We start from the raw sequence: 20,243 nt of genomic DNA, 5'->3' as shown, positions 1-20,243 counted from the left end.
CCGCGCCCTCATCCTGAGGTGCGAGCGCAGCGGAGGCCTCCTTCGAGGCCTCCGCTGCGCTCCGGCGCCTCAGGATGAGGTGACCGGGTGTGATGGGGGTGTCTACTTCGCCGTCATGCCGGCCACCATCGGGCAGCCGCCCTCGCTCATCGGGCGGAACGCCTGCTCGGCAGGGATCGTCTCCAGCACCTTGTAGAGGTCCCACTCGCCCTTCGACTCGGAGGGCGCCTTGGCCTCGAACAGGTACATCGGGTGGATCTTGCGCCCGTCCGGACGGATCGTGCCCTTGCCGAACAGCGGGTCGTCGGTGGGCATCTCCTTCATCTTGGCGACCACGGCGGCGCCGTCCTTGGCCGAGTGCAGGGCCGCCACCGCCTTCAGGTAGTGCAGCGTGCTGGCGTAGACGCCCGCCTGGTACGAGGTCGGCTTCTTGCCGGGCATCCGCTTCTCGAAGCGCTCCGCGAAGGCCCGGGTGCCGTCGTTGAGGTCCCAGTAGAACGAGGCGGTGAAGTCGAGCCCCTGCGCCACCTCCAGCCCCAGCGAGTGGATGTCGGTGATGGCGATCAGCAGGGCCGCGAGGGACTGGCCGCCCTGGCGGACACCGAACTCGTGCGCCTGCTTGATGGCGTTGGCGGCGTCGAGGCCGGCATCGGCGAGGCCGATCACCTGGGCGCCGGAGGCCTGGGCCTGGAGGAGGAACGACGAGAAGTCCGGGTTCGGGAAGGGCGTGCGCACGCCGCCGACGACCGTGCCGCCGTTCTTCTCCACAACCGCCTTGGTGTCGCGCTCCAGGGCGAGGCCGAAGGCGTAGTCGGCGGTGATGAAGTACCAGGTCTTGCCGCCGCGCTTGAGCATCGCCTTGCCGGTGCCGTTGGCCAGCGCCGCGGTGTCGTAGGTCCAGTGCACGGTGTTGGGCGTGCAGGCCGGGCCGGTCAGGTCGGCGGTGCCGCCGCCCGAGTTGATGAAGGCCTTGTTCTTCTCCTTGGTGATCTGCGCGATGGCCAGCGCCACCGAGGAGGTCGGCACGTCGAATACCGCGTCGACGGCGTCGCGGTCGTACCATTGCCGGGTGATCGAGGCACCGACATCGGGCTTGTTCTGGTGGTCGGCGGAGACGACCTCGACCTTCAGCCCATGGTCCTCCGGCTTGAAGTCCTCGACCGCCATGCGGGCGGCGACCACCGAGCCCTCGCCGGTGGAGTCGAAGTAGACGCCGGAGCGGTCGTTCAGCACGCCGATCTTCACCGGCGCGAGGTCGGCCGCGAGCACCGCGCCGGCACCCAGCGCGCACAAGCTCCCGAGCAGCGCCGCGGCGCGGTGGCGGAGCGTCATGTCTCTCTCCCTGTTTCTTCGGAACGCGGCGGCGTTGATCGCCGCTCGCGGTCTTTTCGGAGGGCAGCGTACCTGTGGGGGAGCGCGGCCGGAACGGTCACGGGTGAGGATGCGGGCAATCCGTTAGGGTGCGCGGTCCTCCCTCCCCCGCAGAGCTAGCGGATTCACACTTCTCCGTCGAACGCCAAGGGTTTGAGAAACAAACGCGTTTCCCCTCCCCCTTGTGGGGAGGGGCCAGGGGTGGGGGTGGTGCAGGATCGAGCGTAGAGGTGCCTTCTGCGCCACCCCCACCTCCAACTCCTCCCCACAAGGGGGAGGAGAGCGCGTCGCGGCTCGCGTTGTGTGAATATCTTAGCCCGCAGTGAGGGAAGGGAGATCCGCGGCAGATGCGCGGGTCATCACCCAAGCGGCGCGAGCCCGAAGATCGCCCGCGCCTGATCGGGCGTGGCCGGCTCCCGGTCGAGATGGGCCAGCAGGCTGACGGCCTTCTCCACCAGCGCGGCGTTGCTCGGCGCGAGCCGGCCCCGGGACAGGTACAGGTTGTCCTCCAGGCCGACGCGGACGTTGCCGCCCATGCCGGCGGCGACCGCGAGGATCGGGAACTCCTCGCGGCCGATGCCGAAGGCGGACCAGATCGCGTCCTCCGGCAGCCGCGCCCGCATCGCCACTAAAGCCTCCGGCGTCGCCGGGGCGCCCCAGGGGACGCCGAGGCAGATCTGGAACAGGGGCGGGCGCGCCAGATGCCCCTCGGCGATCAGGTGCCGGGCCAGCTCGATCTGGCCGAGATCGAACACCTCGATCTCCGGCTTCGCCCCGGCCGCCCGGATCTGCGCCGCCATGGCGCGCAGGTGGCCGGGGGTGTTCAGGAACAGGTGCTCGCCGAAATTCATCGTGGCGATGTCGAGGGTGCAGATCTCGGGCCGCAGCGCGCCGACATGCCGGGTGCGGGCCTCCGGGGCCATGAAGGTGGTGCCCGGGCCGGCCACAGCCGGGTCGGGGTCGCCCGGCACGAACCGGCCCCCCGCTCCCGTGGTCAGGTTGAGGATCACGGCGTCGTTCTTCTCGCGGATCCGCTCCACCACCTCGCGATAGTGGGCGAGGTCCATGCTGGGCGCGGCGGTATCGGGGTCGCGGACGTGGATGTGGACCACCGCGGCCCCGGCGGCGGCGGCTTCGAGGGCCGATCGGGCGATGGCCTGCGGACTCACCGGCACGGCCGGGTTCTTTCTCGGCGTGTCGAAGGAGCCCGTGAGGGCGCAGGTGATGACGGTGGTGCTCGACATGTGTGTGCTCCCCAAGCGTCAGATCGCGCCGCCGTCGACCGTAATCGTCTCGCCGGTGATGTAGGCCGCGCCCGCGCTGAGGAAGAAGATGGTCTCGGCGATGTCCTCCGGGCGGGCCATGCGGCCGAGCATGGTGCGCCCCACGGTCGCGGCCTTGCGCTCCTCCGACCAGGGCTCGGTCCAGGGCGTGGCGACGAGGCCCGGCGCCACCGCGTTGACGCGCACGTCCGGCGCCAGCGCCCGGGCGAGGCTGCGGGTCAGGTTGATCAGCCCGGCCTTGCTGGCCGCGTAGGCGACCGAGGAGCCGCGCCGCCCGAGCCCGGCCACGGAGGCGGTGTTGACGATGGCGCCGCAGCTCGCCTTGAGGGTCGCGGCCGCGGCCCGGGCGCAGCGGAACGGCCCGAGTAGGTTGGTCCCCAGGATGGTGGCCCAGAACTCCTCGGTCATCGCGTCGAGGTCCTCGAACGCGATGGGCGTGGTCGTGCCCGACGTCCCGGCATTGTTGACGAGCACGTCGAGGCCGCCGAGCCGGTCGATGCCGGCCGCTACCATCGCCTCGGCCTCGCCCGCCCGCGACACGTCGCCGGGCAGCGCGATCACCGAGAGGCCCTCCCCGGCGAGCCGGGCGGCCTCGGCCGGGCCGCGGGCATCGTCGGGCAGGTGGTTCAGCGCCACCGTCGCGCCGTTGCGGGCGAAGATCGCGACGGTCGCGAGTCCGATGCCCGAGGAGGCCCCGGTGACGAGGACGCGCCGTCCGGACAGGTCCGCTCCGATCATGATCCCTCCATCCGGCCGATCCCGGCCATCGCCGCCTTGAGCGCCAGGAGCTTGCGGTCGCGCTCGCGGAACAGCTCCTCGGGCGCGCGCCCGCCCCAGTCGAAGTAGCCGCGCCCCGCCATCACCCCGGTCCGGCCCTCGGCGCAGAGGGCATCGAGGGTCTCGGAGCGGGTGCGCGGCGGTGGCGGCGCGTAGCTGCCGTTGGACAGCGCCCGCTGCGTCAGCTCGAGGCCGGTGAAATCAGCCTTGGCGAGGTGGCCGAGGATCGGGATGCGCAGCGAGAGGCCGTGGATGATCGCGTCGTCGATGTCCCGCGGCGCGGCGACGTCCGCGTCGAGGAGTCGGAACACCTCGGCGCTGATCGCCTGCTGGATGCGGTTGGCGATGTAGCCCGGGATGAAGCGCTTCAGCACGATCGGGACCTGCCCGAGGCCGCGCACGAGGTCGGCCATCGCGGCGACGACCGCCGGGTCCGTGCCGGCCCCCGGGACCACGTCGACGAGGTCGACGATGTAGGGCGGCGTGTACCAGTGGAGGATCAGCGCCCGAGCCTGCCGGCGTTCCGGGATCAGCGGGAAGACGTCGAGGTAGCTGGTGTTGCTGGCGAGGATCGCGTCGGCCGGGCAGAGCCGGTCGAGCTCCGCGAAGAGCGCGCCCTTGGCCTCCGGGTTCTCGGTGATCGCCTCGATGACGAGACCGGCGCCCGTCACCGCCGCGCCGAGCTCCGCCTCGACCCGGACGGCCCGCGCCAGCCGCGCGGCATCCCAGCCCTCCGGTGCGGCGCCCGCCTCCCGCAGGGTCGCGAGGGCCGAGTCCATGAGGGCGGGGATCCGCGCGCGGGTCTCGGGCCGCGTGTCAGTGATCCGCACGCCGTGGCCCGCGAGCGCCAGCACCAGGGCGATGCCGTGCCCCATCACGCCGCCGCCGACGATCGCGATCTCGCCCATGCCGCACGCTCCTGTCCCTGTCCCGGGCTCCTCTCTCGGGAGTCCTCGGGTCTTCCGTCCGGCCCTCAGCCGCCGCGCTGGTCCCGGCGCATCATGAAGGCCAGCTTCTCGAACAGGCTGACATCCTGCTCGTTCTTCAGGAGCGCCCCGTGCAGCGGCGGGATCAGCTTGCGGCCGTCCTGCTCGCGCAGGGTCTCGGGGGCGATGTCCTCGGAGACGAGGAGCTTCAGCCAGTCGAGCAGCTCCGAGGTCGAGGGCTTCTTCTTGAGGCCCGGGACCTCGCGCATCGCCAGGAAGGTCCGCAGGGCCTCCTCGACGAGGCGGTGCTTGATGCCGGGATAGTGGACGTCGACGATGCGCTGCAGCGTCTCGGCGTCGGGGAACTTGATGTAGTGGAAGAAGCAGCGGCGCAGGAACGCGTCCGGCAGCTCCTTCTCGTTGTTCGACGTGATGATCACGATCGGCCGGCGCACGGCCTTCACGGTCTCGCTGGTCTCGTAGACGTGGAACTCCATCCGGTCGAGTTCGGTGAGGAGGTCGTTGGGGAACTCGATATCGGCCTTGTCGATCTCGTCGATGAGCAGGACCGGGCGCTCGGGCGCGGTGAACGCCTCCCAGAGCTTGCCGCGCCGGATGTAGTTGCCGATCTCCGAGACCCGCGGGTCGCCGAGCTGGGAGTCGCGCAGGCGCGAGACCGCGTCGTACTCGTAAAGGCCCTGCTGCGCCTTGGTGGTCGACTTGATGTTCCAGACGATCAGCGGCGCGTTCAGCCCCTTGGCGATCTCCTCGGCCAGCACGGTCTTGCCGGTGCCGGGCTCACCCTTCACGAGGAGCGGCCGTTCCAGCACCACGGCGGCGTTGACCGCCGCGGTGAGGTCGGGGGTCGCGACGTAGGTCTCGGTTCCGGAAAAGCGCATCGCGGTCTCGGAGAGGTGGGCTCGGGCCCAGGGGTAACGCGCCGTGCCGCCGGGCCGCAAGCGCCGTACCTGTCCGGGCATCCCGTACGGTCCCGGCCGATGCGCGCGCTGAATGGCCCACTCCGTCATCACGAGCGGAGCCAAGTGACCCAGGGCGGCGGGACGTCGAGGGGCGTGGCACCGCTCTGGATTGCGTCGCGCCGCTCGCAAGGACGGGACGGCGAAGCCTGCAGCGGGGTGCCCGGTCAGCCCTTCTCGTGCCAGACGCAGTTCCGGGCCAGGATCTCCAGGTTGACGTCCGACTTCTGCGGCTGCGGCAGGGTCTTGCCGTCCATGGCGAGGTCGATCTTGATCTCGACCTGACCCTTCGCCTCGGCCGTGCGGCGGGAGAAGTAGCAGTATTGCTGGTAGGGCTGGTCGGCGCTGTCCTTGAAGTTCCAGCCGGTCACGATCTGCCCGTCGAGATAGGGGACCTGCTTGAACACCGTGAAGGTGGTGTTCACCGTCGCCTTCGAGGCCGGGGCCGCGTCGCTGCCGAGCTGCGCCCGGGTGGGCGTCGGCGAGGCGGCGACCTTGGGCAGGCCCTCGAGCTTGAGCGTGTTGTCGGTCAGCGTGACCTCGCCCTTGGTCTTCAGGGTCACGTCCGAGAGCGCGGCCTGCATGGCGGCCGCGATCTTCTCGGCGGCGGTGTCGAACTGGTTCAACGTCGCCCAGCCATAGGCCGCCGCCCCGACGCCGATCCCGGCGAGGCAAGCGAAGGCGCCGAAGCCCAGGGCCCGGAACAGGAAGGCCCGGGCCGCGACGTAGCTCGAATCCGCCCGCAGGCGGGAATTCACCTGCTGGGCGAGGGCGATGTTCTCAGGGGTCCCGCTCGCGACGTAGTTCATGCGCCGGCTCCAGCGGCAGGGAGGGTCGGGCCCGGATGGGTCTGGTTGGGCAGCGCCTGCTGACCCTGGGCCGGGCGGTTCATCGGGATCACCGCGCCCGACGCGTTGGCGGCCCGCGGCAGGATCGGCTCAGGATGCGAGCGCAGGGCGTCGGCGATCGCGTCCAGCATGTAGGGGGCGGCCTCCGGGTTCACGGCGGCGCCGAGATCGTCCTCGTCCATGAAGGTCCGGCGGGTCGAGACCGCGCAGAGCGCCAGAATGGTCGACGCGAAGGCGGCGCAAACCGCGGGGAGGAACACGAAGATCCGCAGGAAGGCGTGGACCTGGCTCTCGGTCACGTCGATCGGGTCGACGCCGTAGACCATGGCGGTGAAGGAGTGGAGCTGCGAGCGGTTGACCGCGTTGCGGTAGCCCTGCTCGGCATCGGCCACGCGGCGGTCGGCGGCGCCCGGATCGAGGGCGGCGCGCGCCTTGCGGGCCTCCTCCAGGTCCTTGATCATCCCGGCGCGGTCGGCGGACGCCTTGGCGACGCCCTGGGACAGGGCGGCGACGCGGGGATCGGCCACGCATTTCAGGTTCTGGTACTTCCGGCCCTTGCTGTTGGTGCCGAAGACCCGCTCGCAGCGCTGGGCCGGCAGGCCGGCGAGCTGCTGGGCGTTGTCGGCGGAGCGCTTCTCGATCTGGTCGAGCTCGGCCGTGTACTGGGCCACGCGCTCGTCCGCCGCCTTGATCCGGTCGCCGATCGTGGCGCGGTCGGCCTGGGCGTCCTTCAGGGCGGTCTTGGTCCGGGCCGCCTCCATCAGGCGGGGGTGGAACATCATCTCGCCGAGCTGCGACACCGACTTGGTGGTCACGCCCGCCGCGAAGATGATGCCGAGCACCGCCAGGGCGCGCACGAAGTACGAGCGCTGGGTGCGGGCCAGGATGCCCAGCGGCACCCGGCACAGCTCCACCGCCGCGTAGACCAGCGGCGCCAGCAGCATGAAGTAGAAGGCGTGCCAGTCGCCGTCGCTGTAGACGCCGGCGAACAGCCACGCGCCCCAGAGCGAGGCACCGATCACCATGAACTCGACGAGGTACGCGATCCCCACGTAGCCCCACTTGATGCGGTAGCCCTTCTCGACATGGCGCTGGTGACGCCAGCGATCCGTCTCGAGCTTCCACTCGCGCTTCTCGCGCTCGAGATCGCGGCTGGGAGGCGCTGTCGGACCGGAAAATATCGATTTGATGGAGATCATCGGCCTCGTCGCATCCATCCGGTCCAGTTCCGGGCTGGGCCCGGCCGAGCTTAACCCCCGGTTAACTCAGGCGTGTATGCGCCCATTGTGCCGATTTTGAGCCGCGTTGCACGCCTTCACCGCACGCATCCTCTGGATGGCCGGCTCCATCCCGCGTGCCGGTGACCGAAATGTCTCACCCCGGGCCTGTATCCGGCTTGTGTCAGATCGCACATGTGCGGGACCGGTCGGCGGCCGAATCCGGTTGCTCGAAGGGCGGGCCCAACCCATGATCGCGCAGCCGTGATCGGCATCCCCCTGCCCCCGAGAGACGAGGTTCGATCCGCCGCCGATGCCAGAGGTCCACGCCGGCTCCTACAAGGAAGCGATCCTGTTTCTCGTCACAGCGGGCATCGTGGTGCCGCTGTTCCACCGCCTCCGGATCTCGCCGGTGCTCGGCTTCATCGGCGCCGGCGCCCTGCTGGGACCCTTCGGCCTCGGTCGCCTGGCCGATGCTCATCCCTACGTGCACCTGTTCACCATCGGCAATCGTGCGGAGATCGCGCATCTCGCCGAGTTCGGCGTGATCTTTCTGATGTTCATGATCGGGATCGAGCTGTCCTGGGAGCGCCTGCGGGTCCTGCGCCGGCTGGTCTTCGGCCTCGGCTCCCTGCAGGTGGGCTGCTCCGCGCTGATCCTCGGGGCGATCCTCTACGGGCTCAACGTGCCGCTCGCCGGCGCGGTGATCGTCGGCATCGGCCTCGCCCTGTCGTCGACCGCCGTGGTGCTGCCGGTTCTGGCCGAGCAGAAGCGGCTGAACGCGCCCACCGGCCGCACCAGCTTCGCGGTCCTGCTGTTCCAGGATCTGGCGGTGGCGCCGGCCCTGTTCGCGATCGCGGTGCTCGGCCGCGACGATGGCGGCGACAAGGGCTGGGCGCTCGCCATGGCGCTGGGCCAGGCTGCCGTCGCGCTGGTGCTGATCGTGGTGGCCGGCCGCCTCGCTCTGCGCCCGCTGTTCCAGCTCGTGGCGCGCACGCGCTCCACCGAGCTGTTCATGGCGGCCTGCCTGCTGGTCATCGTCGGCACGGCGCTGACCGCGGCGGCGAGCGGCCTGTCGATGACGCTCGGCGCCTTCGTGGCCGGCCTGCTTCTGGCCGAGACCGAGTACCGCCGGGCGATCGAGGCGACGATCGACCCGTTCAAGGGCCTGCTGCTCGGCGTGTTCTTCGTCTCGGTGGGCATGAACCTCGACCCGGCCCAGCTCATGGCGACGCCGGGAGCGATCCTCGGCCTGTCGCTGGCGCTGGTCCTGATCAAGGCCGCCGTGGTGATGATGGCGGCCCCGGTCCTGAAGATCCCCCGGCCGGTGGCCCTGGAGACGGCGCTCCTGCTCGGCCCGAGCGGCGAGTTCGCGTACGTGCTGATCGGCGGAGCCATGGCCACGGGGCTCGTGCCCGAGGATGTCGGCGCGGCGGCCCTCGTGGTGACCACCGTCACGATGATCATGATCCCGGCTCTGGCGGCGATCGGCCGGCGGCTCAAGATGCGGGCGACGGCCAGCGCCCAGGCCGCCGTCAAGACGGAGCCGTGGCCGGAGCGGGTGGAGAACCGGGTGATCGTGGCGGGCTTCGGCCGCGTCGGCCGGCAGGTCGGCGAGATGCTGGAGCGGCACAAGATCCCGTATCTCGCCCTCGATTCCGACGCCGCCCGGGTCGCCGAGCAGCGCCGCGCCGGGGCGCCGGTCTATTTCGGCGACAGCGGCAACACCGAGATGCTGCGGCGCTGCGACATCGCCACGGCCCGGGCGCTGGTCGTCACCCTCGACAATCCCCGCGCCGTCGAGGCGGCGGTGGTGGCGGCCCGCGCCGAGCGGCCGGACCTGACCATCGTGGCCCGGGCCCGCGACGCCCGCCACGCCTCCGCGCTCTACGAACTCGGCGTCGACGACGCGGTGCCGGAGACGATCGAGGCGTCCCTGCAGCTGTCCGAGGCCGTGCTGGTCGATGTCGGCGTGCCGATGGGGCTGGTGATCGCGTCGATCCACGAGCGGCGGGATGAGTATCGCACCCTGCTGAAGAAGCGCGAGAGCGAGGCGAAGCCGATCTTCCGGGCCCGACGGACCGTGGGCAAGGCCCTGGGCAAGGCGCCGGTCAAGCGGGAGCCCGAACGCCAGGAGACTGCCGGCCAGGAGGCCTGAGGGCGGCCTCCGCGGTCGCCGCCGGAGCGACGCGCGCGGCCGGTCGGCAGGCCCCGATGCGTCCTCCGCCTCAGATCAGGCCGGGATGCGCGTCGTCGTGTTTGGGCCGCCGCACCACGCGGCTGCGCGTCGCCGGCTCGAACCCGTCGGCGAAGCTGCACCGGTAGACCAGCTCGTCCGCCGGGCCGAGTCCGGTGACGAGGGGCACCGTCACGGTGTCTCCGGAGAAGCGCCAGCCGCGGGCGCCTTTGTCCCAGTAGAGCCAGACCGTTCCGGGATAGCCCCGCAGGGTGAAGACCGCGGCCTTGCGCGACAGGGCCTGCACCGCCCGTGGGGCGTACATGCCCTTGTCGCTATAGGCCCCCCGGGTCGCCTCCGGCTGACGGTCCATGAAGGTGTTGCGCACCAGCTGAATCGTCGCCCCCGGCTTCCCGAGAAACCGCTTGAATTCCGTCAGATTCCGCAGGATGACCGCCATCGCAGGTCTCCTCGCTTGCCCGGTGCGGACCGCGTTGCCGCCTCCGCACACACTCGATGCCCCGAGTTGAGCGATTCCCGTGACCGATTGAGTGACTGGACGAGGCTTGTTCGGGTACATATCAACAGATTCGGTGACTTATACCCAGGTTATGAGTCCCATCGGTCCGGAGAGACTCATTCCAGCCCGGGAATCAGCCGCGTCGGCGGGGCTGAATCTTGTCGACCATCGCCGAAGACTCGGGCGACATCCGGGAAAGTCCTGCCCCGCCCGGCGCGGCTCCGTCCGATTCGCACGGACTTGACCCGGGCGCCCGGCTGGCGCGTTCTCCCGGGATGCTGCTGCAGTTCTTCACGGCCCTCCGGGACGCCAAGGTTCCCGTCTCCCTGAAGGAGTACCTGACGCTGCTCGGCGCCCTCGATCGGGGCCTCGCGGAGCACGATGTCGAGGCGTTCTACTTCCTGTCGCGCACGGCGCTCGTGAAGGACGAGGCGCATCTCGACCGGTTCGACCGGGTGTTCGGCACGGTGTTCAAGGGGCTGGAGACCCTCGGCGAGGCGGTGGAGCCGAGCCCCATCCCCGAGGAATGGCTGAGGAAGCTCGCCGAGAAGTACCTGACCGAGGCCGAGAAGGCGGAACTCAAGGCGCTCGGCTGGGACAAGCTGTTCGAGACCCTGAAGCAGCGGCTCGCCGAGCAGAAGGGGCGCCACCAGGGCGGCTCGAAATGGATCGGCACCGGCGGCACCTCGCCCTTCGGCGCCTACGGCTACAATCCCGAGGGGATCCGCATCGGCCAGGACGGGAACCGCAACTTCCGGGCGGTGAAGGTCTGGGACAGGCGCGAGTTCAAGGATCTCGACGACGACCGGGAGATCGGCGCGCGCAACATGCGCCTCGCGCTGCGGCGCCTGCGCCGCTTCGCCCGGACGGGCGCGGCCGAGGAGCTCGACCTCGACGGCACGATCCGCGAAAGCGCCCGCCAGGGCTACATCGACGTGAAGCTGCGGCCGGAGCGGCGCAATGCCGTGAAGGTCCTGCTGTTCCTGGATGTCGGCGGCTCGATGGACTGGCACATCGCGCAGGCGGAGGCGCTGTTCTCGGCGGCGCGCTCGGAGTTCAAGCACCTCGCGCACTATTACTTCCACAACTGCCCCTACGAGGCGGTCTGGTCCGAGAACCGGCGGCGCAACGAGACGAAGACGCCGCTCCTCGACGTGATCCGCACCTACGGGAGCGACTACCGGCTCGTCTTCGTCGGCGACGCCTCGATGAGCCCCTACGAGATCGCCACCCCCGGCGGCTCCGTGGAGCACTGGAATGAGGAGGCCGGCGCCGTCTGGATGCAGCGGCTCCTCGACCACTTCCCCAAGGTGGCGTGGCTGAACCCGGTGCCCGAGGCGCACTGGGGCTACACGCAGTCGATCGGCATGATGCAGCGGCTGGTCGCCGGCCGGATGTTCCCCCTCACGCTGGAGGGGCTCGACGCCGCGGCGCGGGCGCTGGTGCGGTAAAGCTCAACCTTCTCAGGCTTCGGGCGCGCCGGTCCGACCCGCGTCCTCATCCTGCGAGGTCTCCGCTCCGGCACCTCAGGATGAGGGGGATGCGTTGGACGGCCGATCCGGCGCCCGGCCGCTCCGCCAGCGGAGGGCCTGTCAGCCCTGCTGGGACGGCGTCGTCACCACGAGACCATCGAGTGCCGGCGTGATCTTGATCTGGCAGGAGAGGCGGGAATTTTCGCGGACGTCGCTGGCGAAATCCAGCATGTCCTGCTCCATGTCCTGCGCCTTGCCGACCGTGTCGATCCAAGCGTCGGCCACGTAGACGTGGCAGGTGGCGCAGGCGCAGGCGCCGCCGCATTCCGCGTCGATGCCCGGGACGTTATTACGCAGAGCCGTCTCCATCACGGTCGCGCCGACGCTGCCTTCGACGGTGCGCTCCGTCCCGGCGTGGTCGACGTAGGTGATCTTGGGCATGCTGGGGGCTCCGGGCTCGCGTCGAGCGCAACCTGTCCGACGGGCGGCGTGCCTGCTTGGCGGCTGGAAACGCGGAATGCAAGCGCGGCTTTAGACACCGCTCCCGGATCCATCGCCGCATTGCAGCGATGCCGTCACGCCCGCGCCTCCGCGATCTCCGCGAGCGCCTGCGCGACCGCGGCCGCGAGGGCGTCGACCGGCACGGAACCGTTGCTCTCGCGCAGATGCGCCTCGAGAGCATCCGCCAGGGCCCGCACGTGGACGGCCCCGACCCCGGCGGCCGAGCCCTTCAGGGTATGGGCGAGGTCGGCGCGCTGGTCCCGCGGCAGGGCCGGGTCGGCGAGGCGCGGCAGGATCGACCGGCACTGGCCGGCGAACAGCTCCAGGACCTCACGGGCGAGATCGGCGTCGCCGCCGGTCTGGGCCTCGAGTTCCGCGGGGTCGATGGCCTGCATGCTCGGGCTCCCGGCATCCGGATTCGTCGGGGATTGCGGATCTGATCCACACAATTCACCCCCTGATTCGCCGGGTGGGGATCGCGCCGGACCCCTCCTGTGCGGCAGGATGGTAGAGGCGGTGAGCGACGGGCCCGGTAACCATTCGGTTAACGTTTTCTGGGGCCGGTCGAGGGCTCGGGTATCGGCAGTCGCTGCCCGAGTTTAGTCTTGTAATGGTAAACGGGGCGTTGCGTCTCCGGTTCAAGCCTCTCCAGGCGCCGGTGAACCCGTGTAACGAGGCGTTGAATGGCGATCGAGAAGAAGCTGAAGGACCCGGCCGAGGCCGCGCTCTCTGCGATCGAGCAGGCGCTGAACCTCGACGCCCTGACGCCGAACGGCACCGATGGCCGCGCCGAGCCGCGCCTGCCCGATGTCGGTGACGCCGATCCCCTGCGCGACGGCGGCCTTGAGGCCGCCGGGCGGACCATGCCGCCGCGCCTGGACCTCGACCCGCCGCTCGCCTCCGACCTGCCGCCGCCGGGGCTGGACCGCCCGCGCCGCGAGGGCGGGCTCCTGCCTCCCGACCGCTCGCTCGTGGCCAACGACGACCGGCGCAACATCGGCATCCTGCAGCAGACCCTGCGGGTGCGCTCTTCGCCCAAGCCCTACCTGTTCGCGCTGGCCGCCGGCGCCGTCTGGATCGGCGCCCTCGTGCTGATCGCCTGGGCCAAGTCCGAGGGTGACCTGCGCGCCGTTGTCTCGGGGCTCACCGCCCTGCAGGCGAGCGTCGGTGCCGCGGCCCTGTTCGCCCCGGTGGTGCTGTTCGTGATCGCCGCGATGCTGGCGGTGCGCGCCCAGGAGATGCGCCTCGTCGCCCGCGCGGTCGGCGAGGTCGCGGTGCGTCTGGCCGAGCCTGAGAGCTTCTCCACCGACGCGGTCCTGACCATGTCGCAGACCGTGCGCCGCGAGGTGGCGGCAGTGGGCGACGGCGTCGAGCGGGCGCTCGCCCGGGCCGGCGAGCTGGAGACGCTGGTCCGCGGCGAGATCGCCACGCTGGAGCGCGCCTATTCCGACAACGAGATCCGCATCCGCTCCCTCGTCGACGAGCTGGTGGCCCAGCGCGAGGCGATCGTCACCAATGCCGACCGGGTGCGCAACGCCATCACCGGCTCGCACCAGAGCCTGAGCCAGGAACTGGAGGGCGCCTCCGACCGGATCGTCTCCGCGGTGACAGGCGCGGGCGAGCGCGTGACCGGCGCCCTGGAGACCCGCGGCGCCGCGATCACCGCCTCCTTGGGCGAGGCCGGCGACCGGGTGGTCAACCTGATGACCGCCCGGGGCAGCGACCTCGTCGACACGCTTGCGGCCACCAGCCAGGAGGTGCGCGGGAGCTTCCAGGAGGTCGGCGAGACCCTGACCCGCGCCTTCGAGAGCCGCGCCGGCGCGGCGACCGGCGCCTTCCAGGTCGCCGGCGCTGCCCTGGCCGAGCGCCTGTCCGAGAATGCCGGCGCCCTGACCCGGACCCTGGAGGAGACCGGCAGCCGCGTGGGCGACGCGCTGGAGCGTCAGGCCGGCACGGTGCGCGAGAGCTTCGAACGGTCGGTCACGGGGCTGGAATCCGTCTTCCTGGCGCGGGGCTCGGAGCTGACCGAGCGCTTCGGCGCGATGGGCGCCGAGATCACCGCCCGCTTCGCCGATACCGGCTCGGCCCTGACCCAGGATATTGCCGGCCGCGGTCTCGCCCTGCGCGCCGAGATCGAGAGCGTGGGCCTGTCGGTCGCCGAGACGATCGAGGGCCGCGGGCGCGACGCCCAGGCCGCCCTGGTGCTGGCCGCCAGCGGCGCCGGCGAGACCCTGACCGCCCGTGCCGGCGCCGTGCGCGACGAGCTTGCCGGCACCGCCGAGCGGATGGCCGAGGCGCTGGCGGAGCGCGGGGGCGCCCTCGCCGAGCGGATGGACGGCATCGCGGCGCGCCTCGACGAGACTGTGACGGTCCGGGCCGCGGATCTGGAGCATCGGGTCGCGGCGGCGGCCGAGCAGGCCGGCGGCAGCATAGCGCACCGGACCGAGACGGTCGCGGCGAGCCTGGAAGCCGCCTTCGCGGCCCTGGGCCAGGGCTTCGAGGCGGGCGCCTCCTCCGCGGTCCAGTCCCTGCGCGGCACCGTCGAGGGCCTGTCGGGCGAGATCGACGGCCGCATCGCCGAGGCGGTCGCGGCGCTCCAGCGTGGCGCCGAGGCGGCCACCAATGCCCTGCGCGGCACCGCCGAGGACGCCACCGGCGCGGTCGAGGCCCGGACCCTCGAGGCCGTTCGGGTGTTCGAGCGCCGGGTCGCAGATTCCGCCGCCGCCCTGTCGGCGCGCACCGAGGAAGCGGCCGCCGCCCTGCGGAATGCCGCCGATCAGGCGAGCCAGGCCGCCGAGACGCAGACGCGGGATGCCGCCGCCCGGCTCACCGAGGCCCTGGAGACCCTGCGCAACGCTTCCGGCGAGGTCACCGGCGCCGTCGAGGCCGAGACCGCGATCCTCACAGCCCGGTTCCGCGACGCCGCCGACCGCGCCGGCACCGAACTCGGCGCCCGCGGCACCGCCGCCGTCGCGGCGGTCCGCGCGGCCCTCGACGATCTCAACCGCGAACTCGCCGCCCGGACCGGCGACGCCACCGGCAGCCTCGCCGAGGCCGCCCGCGCGATCTCGGCTGACCTCGCGGCCCGGATCGGCGAGATGGAAGCCGCCTTCGGCGCGCATGGCCGCGGCGTGGCCGAGCTGCTCGCCAGCCATGCCGACGAGACCCAGGCCCGGATCAGCGGCACCGGCCGCGACATCGTGCTCGCCGTGGCGAGCCAGGGCGCCCGCATCGCCGACACCCTCAGCCAGACCGGCGCGAGCTTCGCCGAGACCGCCGACGGCCGAGTCCGGGCGATCGACGAGACGCTGGGCAACCGCCTCGCCGCCCTGCAGGAGACCATCGCCCGCGGCGACATCCTGGCCGACCGGATCGGCCGCGACACCGCCGCGCTGGGCGAGACCGTCGGGGCCCGTCTGGAGGAGATGGACCGGCTCCTCACCGGCAAGGGTCAGGACGTCGCCGAGACGATCGCCACCCGGGCCCGCGAGGCGGGCAGCCTGATCGAGACCCATCTCGGCGGCCTGGAGACCCGCTCCGCGGAGCGCGCCGCCGAGATCGCCGCCGCCGTGGCGGCGCTCGTCGGTCAGATCGACGACCATCTCGGCAGCCGCGCCAACGCCGTGGACGCGGCCCTGCGCGCCCGGACCGACGACATGGCCCGGATCATGGCCGAGGGCCATCGCGGCCTGATCGAGATGCTGGAGGGCCGCACATCCGGGCTCGGCCAGGACATCGCCCGGCACACGGGCGAGATCGCGCGCCGGATCGAGGAGAGCGCCGGCCATTTCGACACCGGCGTCATCGGTCGCCTGCAGGCGATCGCCGAGACCCTGGACGAGCGCGCCCGCCTCGTGGACGAGAGCTTCGGCGTGCAGGCCTTCGAGGCAATCCGCCTGATCGAGGCGCGCACCCGCGCGGTGGACGAGGAACTGGCCGGCCGGACCCGCGACCTCGTGGCGATGATCGCCGACCGGACCGGCGGCCTCGACGGCGCCATGGCCGAGCGGGTCCGCGCCCTCACGGGCACCATCGAGGAGGCCACGCGCGGCCTGGAGGCCGCGCTGGCGAACCGCGCGGATTCGATGATCCGGCTGGTGGACGAGCGCACCGAGAATGCCGACGCGGCGCTGGCTGCCCGCACCGAGGCCGTGCACGCGGCCTTCGCGGAGCGCGCCGACCTCCTCGGCCGCCTGATCGACGCGCGCATCGCCGCCATGTCGGGCGAACTCGACGAGAAGGGCCGCGCCGTGTTCGGGGCGATCGGCGGACGGATCACCGAACTGGCGCGCCTGTTCGACCGCGGCGGCACCTCACTGGCCGAGCTGATCGACCAGCGCGGCGAGAGCGTGCTCGCCAAGCTCCAGCAGACCATCGCGGATGCCGAGCGGATGCTGGACGCCGGCGAGGGCCGCCTGGGCCACACCCTGTCGAGCCGCACCGCCGACATCAGCGGCCTGCTCGACGAGGGCGTGCGCTCGGTCCACACCCTGCTGGACGACCGGACCAACCAGATCCGCGTGATGCTGGACGACCACGCCGGCACCCTGGCCGCGACCCTCGACGGCCGCATGGGCCCGATCCACGAGGCTCTGGACGGCCGCGGGCAGGCGCTGGTCGCCGCCCTGGAGGGCGCGTTCGGCTCCGCCACCGGCGCCCTGGACGACCGCACCCGCCAACTCGGCAGCCTGTTCGACGAGCGGCTGGGGCATCTCGAGAGCTTGGTCGACGGCCGCGGCAACCGCCTCGCCGATACGCTCACCGCCCGCGCCCAGGCCCTGCGCACCCTGTTCGAGGAGGCCCAGGCGGCCCTCGATGGCGTGGTCGAGGGCGGCGGCGGCCGCTTCGCCGCCACGGTCGATGCCCGCATCCAGTCCCTGCGCGCGGTGCTGGAGGAGGCGCCCGCCGCCGTCTCGGCCCTGGTGGAGACCCGCGAGCGCCAGCTCGCCGCCACCCTCGACGCCCGCACGCAGCGCCTGCAGACCCTGTTCGAAGAGGCCCAGGCCGGCCTGCGCGACCTCGTGGACGGGCGCGGCCAGGAAGTCGCCGACGCCATCGCGGCCCGGACCGAGGGCCTGCGCACGACCCTCGACGCGGCGCCCGCCCAGATGGCGGACCTGCTCGACAATCGTCTCGCAGACCTCCAGGGCCTGTTCGAGCGGGCGCAGGGCGAGATCGACCGCCTCGTGGACAATCGCGGCCGCCAGATCGCCGGGACGATCGAGCACCGCACCCAGGCGCTCCAGGCGACCATCGAGGGGGTGAACCCGGCCATTGCCGGGCTGCTCGAGGAGCGCGAGAACCGCCTCGCCGAGACCCTCAAGGAGCGGACGGGCGAGCTGCAGACCCTGTTCGATCGGGTGCAGAACCGCCTCGGCGCCCTGGTCGAGGGCACCGGCCGCGACATGTCCGAGCGGGTCGACGCGCGCATCGAGACCCTGCGGGCGACCTTCGAGCAGGCGCGCGCGTCGATCGAAGGGCTTCTGGAGGAGCGCAGCCAGGCCCTGGTGGCGGCGGCCGAGGGCCGCACTGGCGCCCTGGTCGAGGTCTTCGATACCCGCCTTCGCGATCTCGACGGTGCCGTCGAGGGCCGCACCGGTGCGCTGGTCGAGACCTTCGACGCCCGCCTGCGCGCCCTCGACGGCGTCGTCGCGGGCCGCACCGGTACGCTGGTTGAGACCTTCGACACCCGTCTGCGGGAGCTGGACGGCGTGGTCGAAGGCCGCACCGCGGCCCTGGCGCAGGCCGTGGAGGCGCAGAGCGAGGCCCTGGCCCGCGGCGTCGACGCCCGCGCCGATGCCTTCACCCAGCGCATCGACAGCCGCATGCGGCTGTTCGCGACCCTGGTGGCGCAGCGCGCCGACACCCTGGCCACCGCCTTCGACGATCGCCACGACGCCTTCGCGGGCCTCATGGACGAGCGCACGGCGTCCCTGGTCGCCGCCCTCGACGAGCGGGCGCGGGCCCATGCCGAGCAGGTCGAGGCCCACAACGCGGCTTTGGCCGAGACGCTCAGCCGCCGCGAGGAAGCGCTCGCCGGCCTGATCGACGCCCGCACCGAGGCCCTCGGGGCCGGGTTCGAGCGGCGTGCCACGGCGCTCGGCGCCCTGGTGGATGCCCGCGGCGAGGCCCTGTCCCGCCGCCTCGCCGAGAGCGCCGAGACTCTGGTGCGCGCCATCGAGGAGCGCGGCGGCGCGCTGCTCGCCAGCGTCGAGGGCAGCGGCCGCGCCGTCGGCGACAGCCTGGAGGGCCATGTCGAGCGCCTGCGCGGCGCCATCGACGGGCCGATGATGGACCTGTCCCGAGCCCTGGCGGACCGGGCCGAGGCGATCGAGCGGGCGCTTTCCGAGACCGGTGTGCCCCTGGCCGAGAGCCTGCGGGAGCGGACCGAGGAACTGGCCGTGCAGTCGCGGGCCTCGGCCGAGTTGCTGCGCGCCGCCGTCGAGGACGGCGCGGGCCGCACCCTGTCGGAGCTGTTCGAAACCAACGATCGCATGGGTCGGGAACTCGGCAGCCTGCTCCAGCGGATCGAGGCCGCCAACACGGCGCTGACCGACCTCGTGGCCGGCGCCGACACCAATCTCGGCGCGATCGAGCAGGGACTCGCGGGCCGGATCGAGCAGGTCCAGACGGCACTGGAGCGCATCGCCGCCGAGACCGGCCGGGCGAGCGCGGGCGTCTCGGCCCAGGTCGAGGCCCTGCGTGGCGCCGCCGACGGGGCGCTCAGCGAGGCCTCGCGCCTCGCCGAGACCCTCGACGGGCGCGGCCGCTCGCTCGGGGAGCAGACCGCCGCGCATGTGGCGGCCCTCGACCGGGCCGCGGCCTCCCTCGCGGCCATCGAGGAGCGCATCGGTTCGGCGCTGTCGGGCCGGGAGACGAAGCTCACCGAGGCGCTCGCCGCCTTCGAGGCCCGGGCCGCCGCCCTGGAGCAGAACGGCAATGTCCTGGCCGAGACCATCGAGCAGACCCTGCGCGCCGCCGAGGAGCGTGCCCGCACCGTCGGCGAGTCCCTGGCCCAGTCGGCCCAGGGTGCCGGTGCCTCGGTGACGAGCGCCTTCGCCGACCTGAAGGACAGCGCCAGCGCCGAGAGCGAGAAGACGGCCCAGGGTGTCCGGCAGGTCATCGAGGAGGCGGCCCGCGAGATGCGCAGCGGCTTCCAGGAGGCCCAGGCCAGCTTCGGCGACTCCTTCTCGGCGCTGCGCGAGATGGCGGGCTCGATCCGCGGCGAACTCGACGCGACCCGCGCCGAACTCGCCAAGGGCGTCCTCGAACTGCCGCGCGAGACGCAGGATGCCACCGGCGAGATGCGCCGGGTGGTGGCGGACCAGATCAAGGCGCTCAACGAACTGTCGTCCCTGGTCGCGCGCTCCGGCCGCTCGGTCGACGTCGCCCAGCCGCAGGCGCAGACCCAGCGCCGGGTCGCGGAGGGTGGCGGCCGCGCCGTCGCGGCGGCGCCTGCCGCCACGGCACCCGCGGCCGCGCCGGCCGCACCCGCGGCTCCGGCACTGCCGGCCCCCGCGGCGACGCCGCGGACAGCCACCGCCAGGATCGAGGCGCCGCGCCCCTCCGCGACCGCCCGCCCGGCGCAGGCCGGCGACAAGCGCGGCTGGCTGTCCGACCTGCTGACCCGCGCCTCGCTGGATGACGACGAGGAACCGGCGGCAGAGGCTTCGACCGCCGCGCCCGCCCCCGCGCCGGCCCGCCGGCCCGCGGTGGCCGCCGCCGAGACCGGACGGATCGCCCTCGACACGATCTCGACCGACATCGCCAAGATGATCGAGCATCGGACCGCGGTCGACCTGTGGGAGCGGTACCGCCGCGGCGAGCCGAACCTGTTCGACCCGCGGATCTACACGCCGCAGGGCCGGGCGACCTTCGCGGAGATCCAGCGTCGGTACCGGTCGGATGCGGAGTTCCGCCGCAGCGTCGACCGCTACGTCAGCGAGTTCGAGCGCCTGCTCGGCGACGTCGTCAAGAACGACAGCGACGCCAAGCGCACCGACGCCTACCTGACCTCGGAGACCGGCAAGGTCTACACGATGCTGGCCCATGCCAGCGGGCGCTTCGACGGGGCGTAGGACGACGTATCCCGCCGGGGCCGGGCGGCCCCGGCGGGGCACACGGAGGGGGACGGGGGAGGCTCATGCCATCCTCGCCTCATCCTGCGCTGCGCTC

General features: G+C 72.2%; 13 protein-coding genes. 3 read left to right on the top strand and 10 right to left on the bottom strand.

The features are described from left to right. Positions 1–102: 102 nt before the first annotated feature. The 7 genes from CIW48_RS04650 to CIW48_RS04615 form a co-directional block, all read right to left on the bottom strand. Positions 103–1,332 (bottom strand): ABC transporter substrate-binding protein, encoded by a 1,230-nt coding sequence (locus CIW48_RS04650; protein WP_149309505.1) that lies wholly within the window; start codon positions 1,330–1,332, stop codon positions 103–105. 398 nt (positions 1,333–1,730) lie between these two features. Then, complete coding sequence (locus tag CIW48_RS04640; RefSeq protein WP_149309501.1) at positions 1,731–2,615, bottom strand: 3-keto-5-aminohexanoate cleavage protein; 885 nt, start codon at positions 2,613–2,615, stop codon at positions 1,731–1,733. Between the two features lie 18 nt (positions 2,616–2,633). Then, positions 2,634–3,392 (bottom strand): SDR family oxidoreductase, encoded by a 759-nt coding sequence (locus CIW48_RS04635; protein WP_149309499.1) that lies wholly within the window; start codon positions 3,390–3,392, stop codon positions 2,634–2,636. Then, positions 3,389–4,339 (bottom strand): 3-hydroxyacyl-CoA dehydrogenase family protein, encoded by a 951-nt coding sequence (locus tag CIW48_RS04630; RefSeq protein ID WP_149309497.1) that lies wholly within the window; start codon positions 4,337–4,339, stop codon positions 3,389–3,391. Before CIW48_RS04630 ends, CIW48_RS04635 begins: the two co-directional genes overlap by 4 nt. Before the next feature lie 65 nt (positions 4,340–4,404). After that, entirely contained in the window at positions 4,405–5,256 is an 852-nt protein-coding gene (locus CIW48_RS04625; RefSeq protein ID WP_149309716.1) for a MoxR family ATPase, read from the bottom strand. Between the two features lie 245 nt (positions 5,257–5,501). Next, on the bottom strand, positions 5,502–6,143 hold the full coding sequence (locus tag CIW48_RS04620) for a hypothetical protein (RefSeq protein ID WP_149309496.1): 642 nt from the start codon (positions 6,141–6,143) through the stop codon (positions 5,502–5,504). Next, positions 6,140–7,399, bottom strand: coding sequence for an ATPase (locus CIW48_RS04615; protein ID WP_149309494.1), 1,260 nt, complete (start codon positions 7,397–7,399; stop codon positions 6,140–6,142). The genes CIW48_RS04620 and CIW48_RS04615 overlap by 4 nt, the downstream gene beginning before the upstream one ends. 313 nt (positions 7,400–7,712) lie before the next feature. On the opposite strand from CIW48_RS04615, the gene CIW48_RS04610 reads away from it, so the two are divergent. Further along, positions 7,713–9,557 carry a cation:proton antiporter gene (locus CIW48_RS04610; RefSeq protein WP_149309492.1) on the top strand — a complete coding sequence of 615 codons (1,845 nt, stop codon included), beginning with the start codon at positions 7,713–7,715 and terminating at the stop codon, positions 9,555–9,557. A 70-nt stretch (positions 9,558–9,627) separates the two neighbouring features. Here the strand turns inward: CIW48_RS04610 and CIW48_RS04605 are convergent, their stop codons facing one another. Continuing rightward, a complete protein-coding gene (locus CIW48_RS04605) occupies positions 9,628–10,035 on the bottom strand; it encodes a hypothetical protein (RefSeq protein ID WP_149309490.1) in 408 nt (135 codons plus the stop codon). A 335-nt stretch (positions 10,036–10,370) separates the two neighbouring features. Between CIW48_RS04605 and CIW48_RS04600 the strand changes: the two genes are divergently transcribed. Continuing rightward, entirely contained in the window at positions 10,371–11,546 is a 1,176-nt protein-coding gene (locus tag CIW48_RS04600; protein ID WP_149309488.1) for a VWA domain-containing protein, read from the top strand. Between the two features lie 141 nt (positions 11,547–11,687). Here CIW48_RS04600 and CIW48_RS04595 read toward each other — a convergent pair whose 3' ends face one another. After that, positions 11,688–12,008 carry a 2Fe-2S iron-sulfur cluster-binding protein gene (locus CIW48_RS04595; protein WP_091777129.1) on the bottom strand — a complete coding sequence of 107 codons (321 nt, stop codon included), beginning with the start codon at positions 12,006–12,008 and terminating at the stop codon, positions 11,688–11,690. 134 nt (positions 12,009–12,142) lie between these two features. Then, on the bottom strand, positions 12,143–12,463 hold the full coding sequence (locus CIW48_RS04590; protein WP_149309486.1) for an Hpt domain-containing protein: 321 nt from the start codon (positions 12,461–12,463) through the stop codon (positions 12,143–12,145). Between the two features lie 288 nt (positions 12,464–12,751). Here CIW48_RS04590 and CIW48_RS04585 point away from each other — a divergent pair, with 288 nt between their 5' ends. Continuing rightward, a complete protein-coding gene (locus CIW48_RS04585) occupies positions 12,752–20,146 on the top strand; it encodes a hypothetical protein (RefSeq protein ID WP_149309484.1) in 7,395 nt (2,464 codons plus the stop codon). Positions 20,147–20,243 lie beyond the last annotated feature (97 nt).

The sequence above is a fragment of the Methylobacterium sp. P1-11 genome (assembly GCF_008329595.1).
Classification (GTDB): domain Bacteria; phylum Pseudomonadota; class Alphaproteobacteria; order Rhizobiales; family Beijerinckiaceae; genus Methylobacterium.
This window is presented reverse-complemented; position numbering and strand designations above follow the sequence as displayed.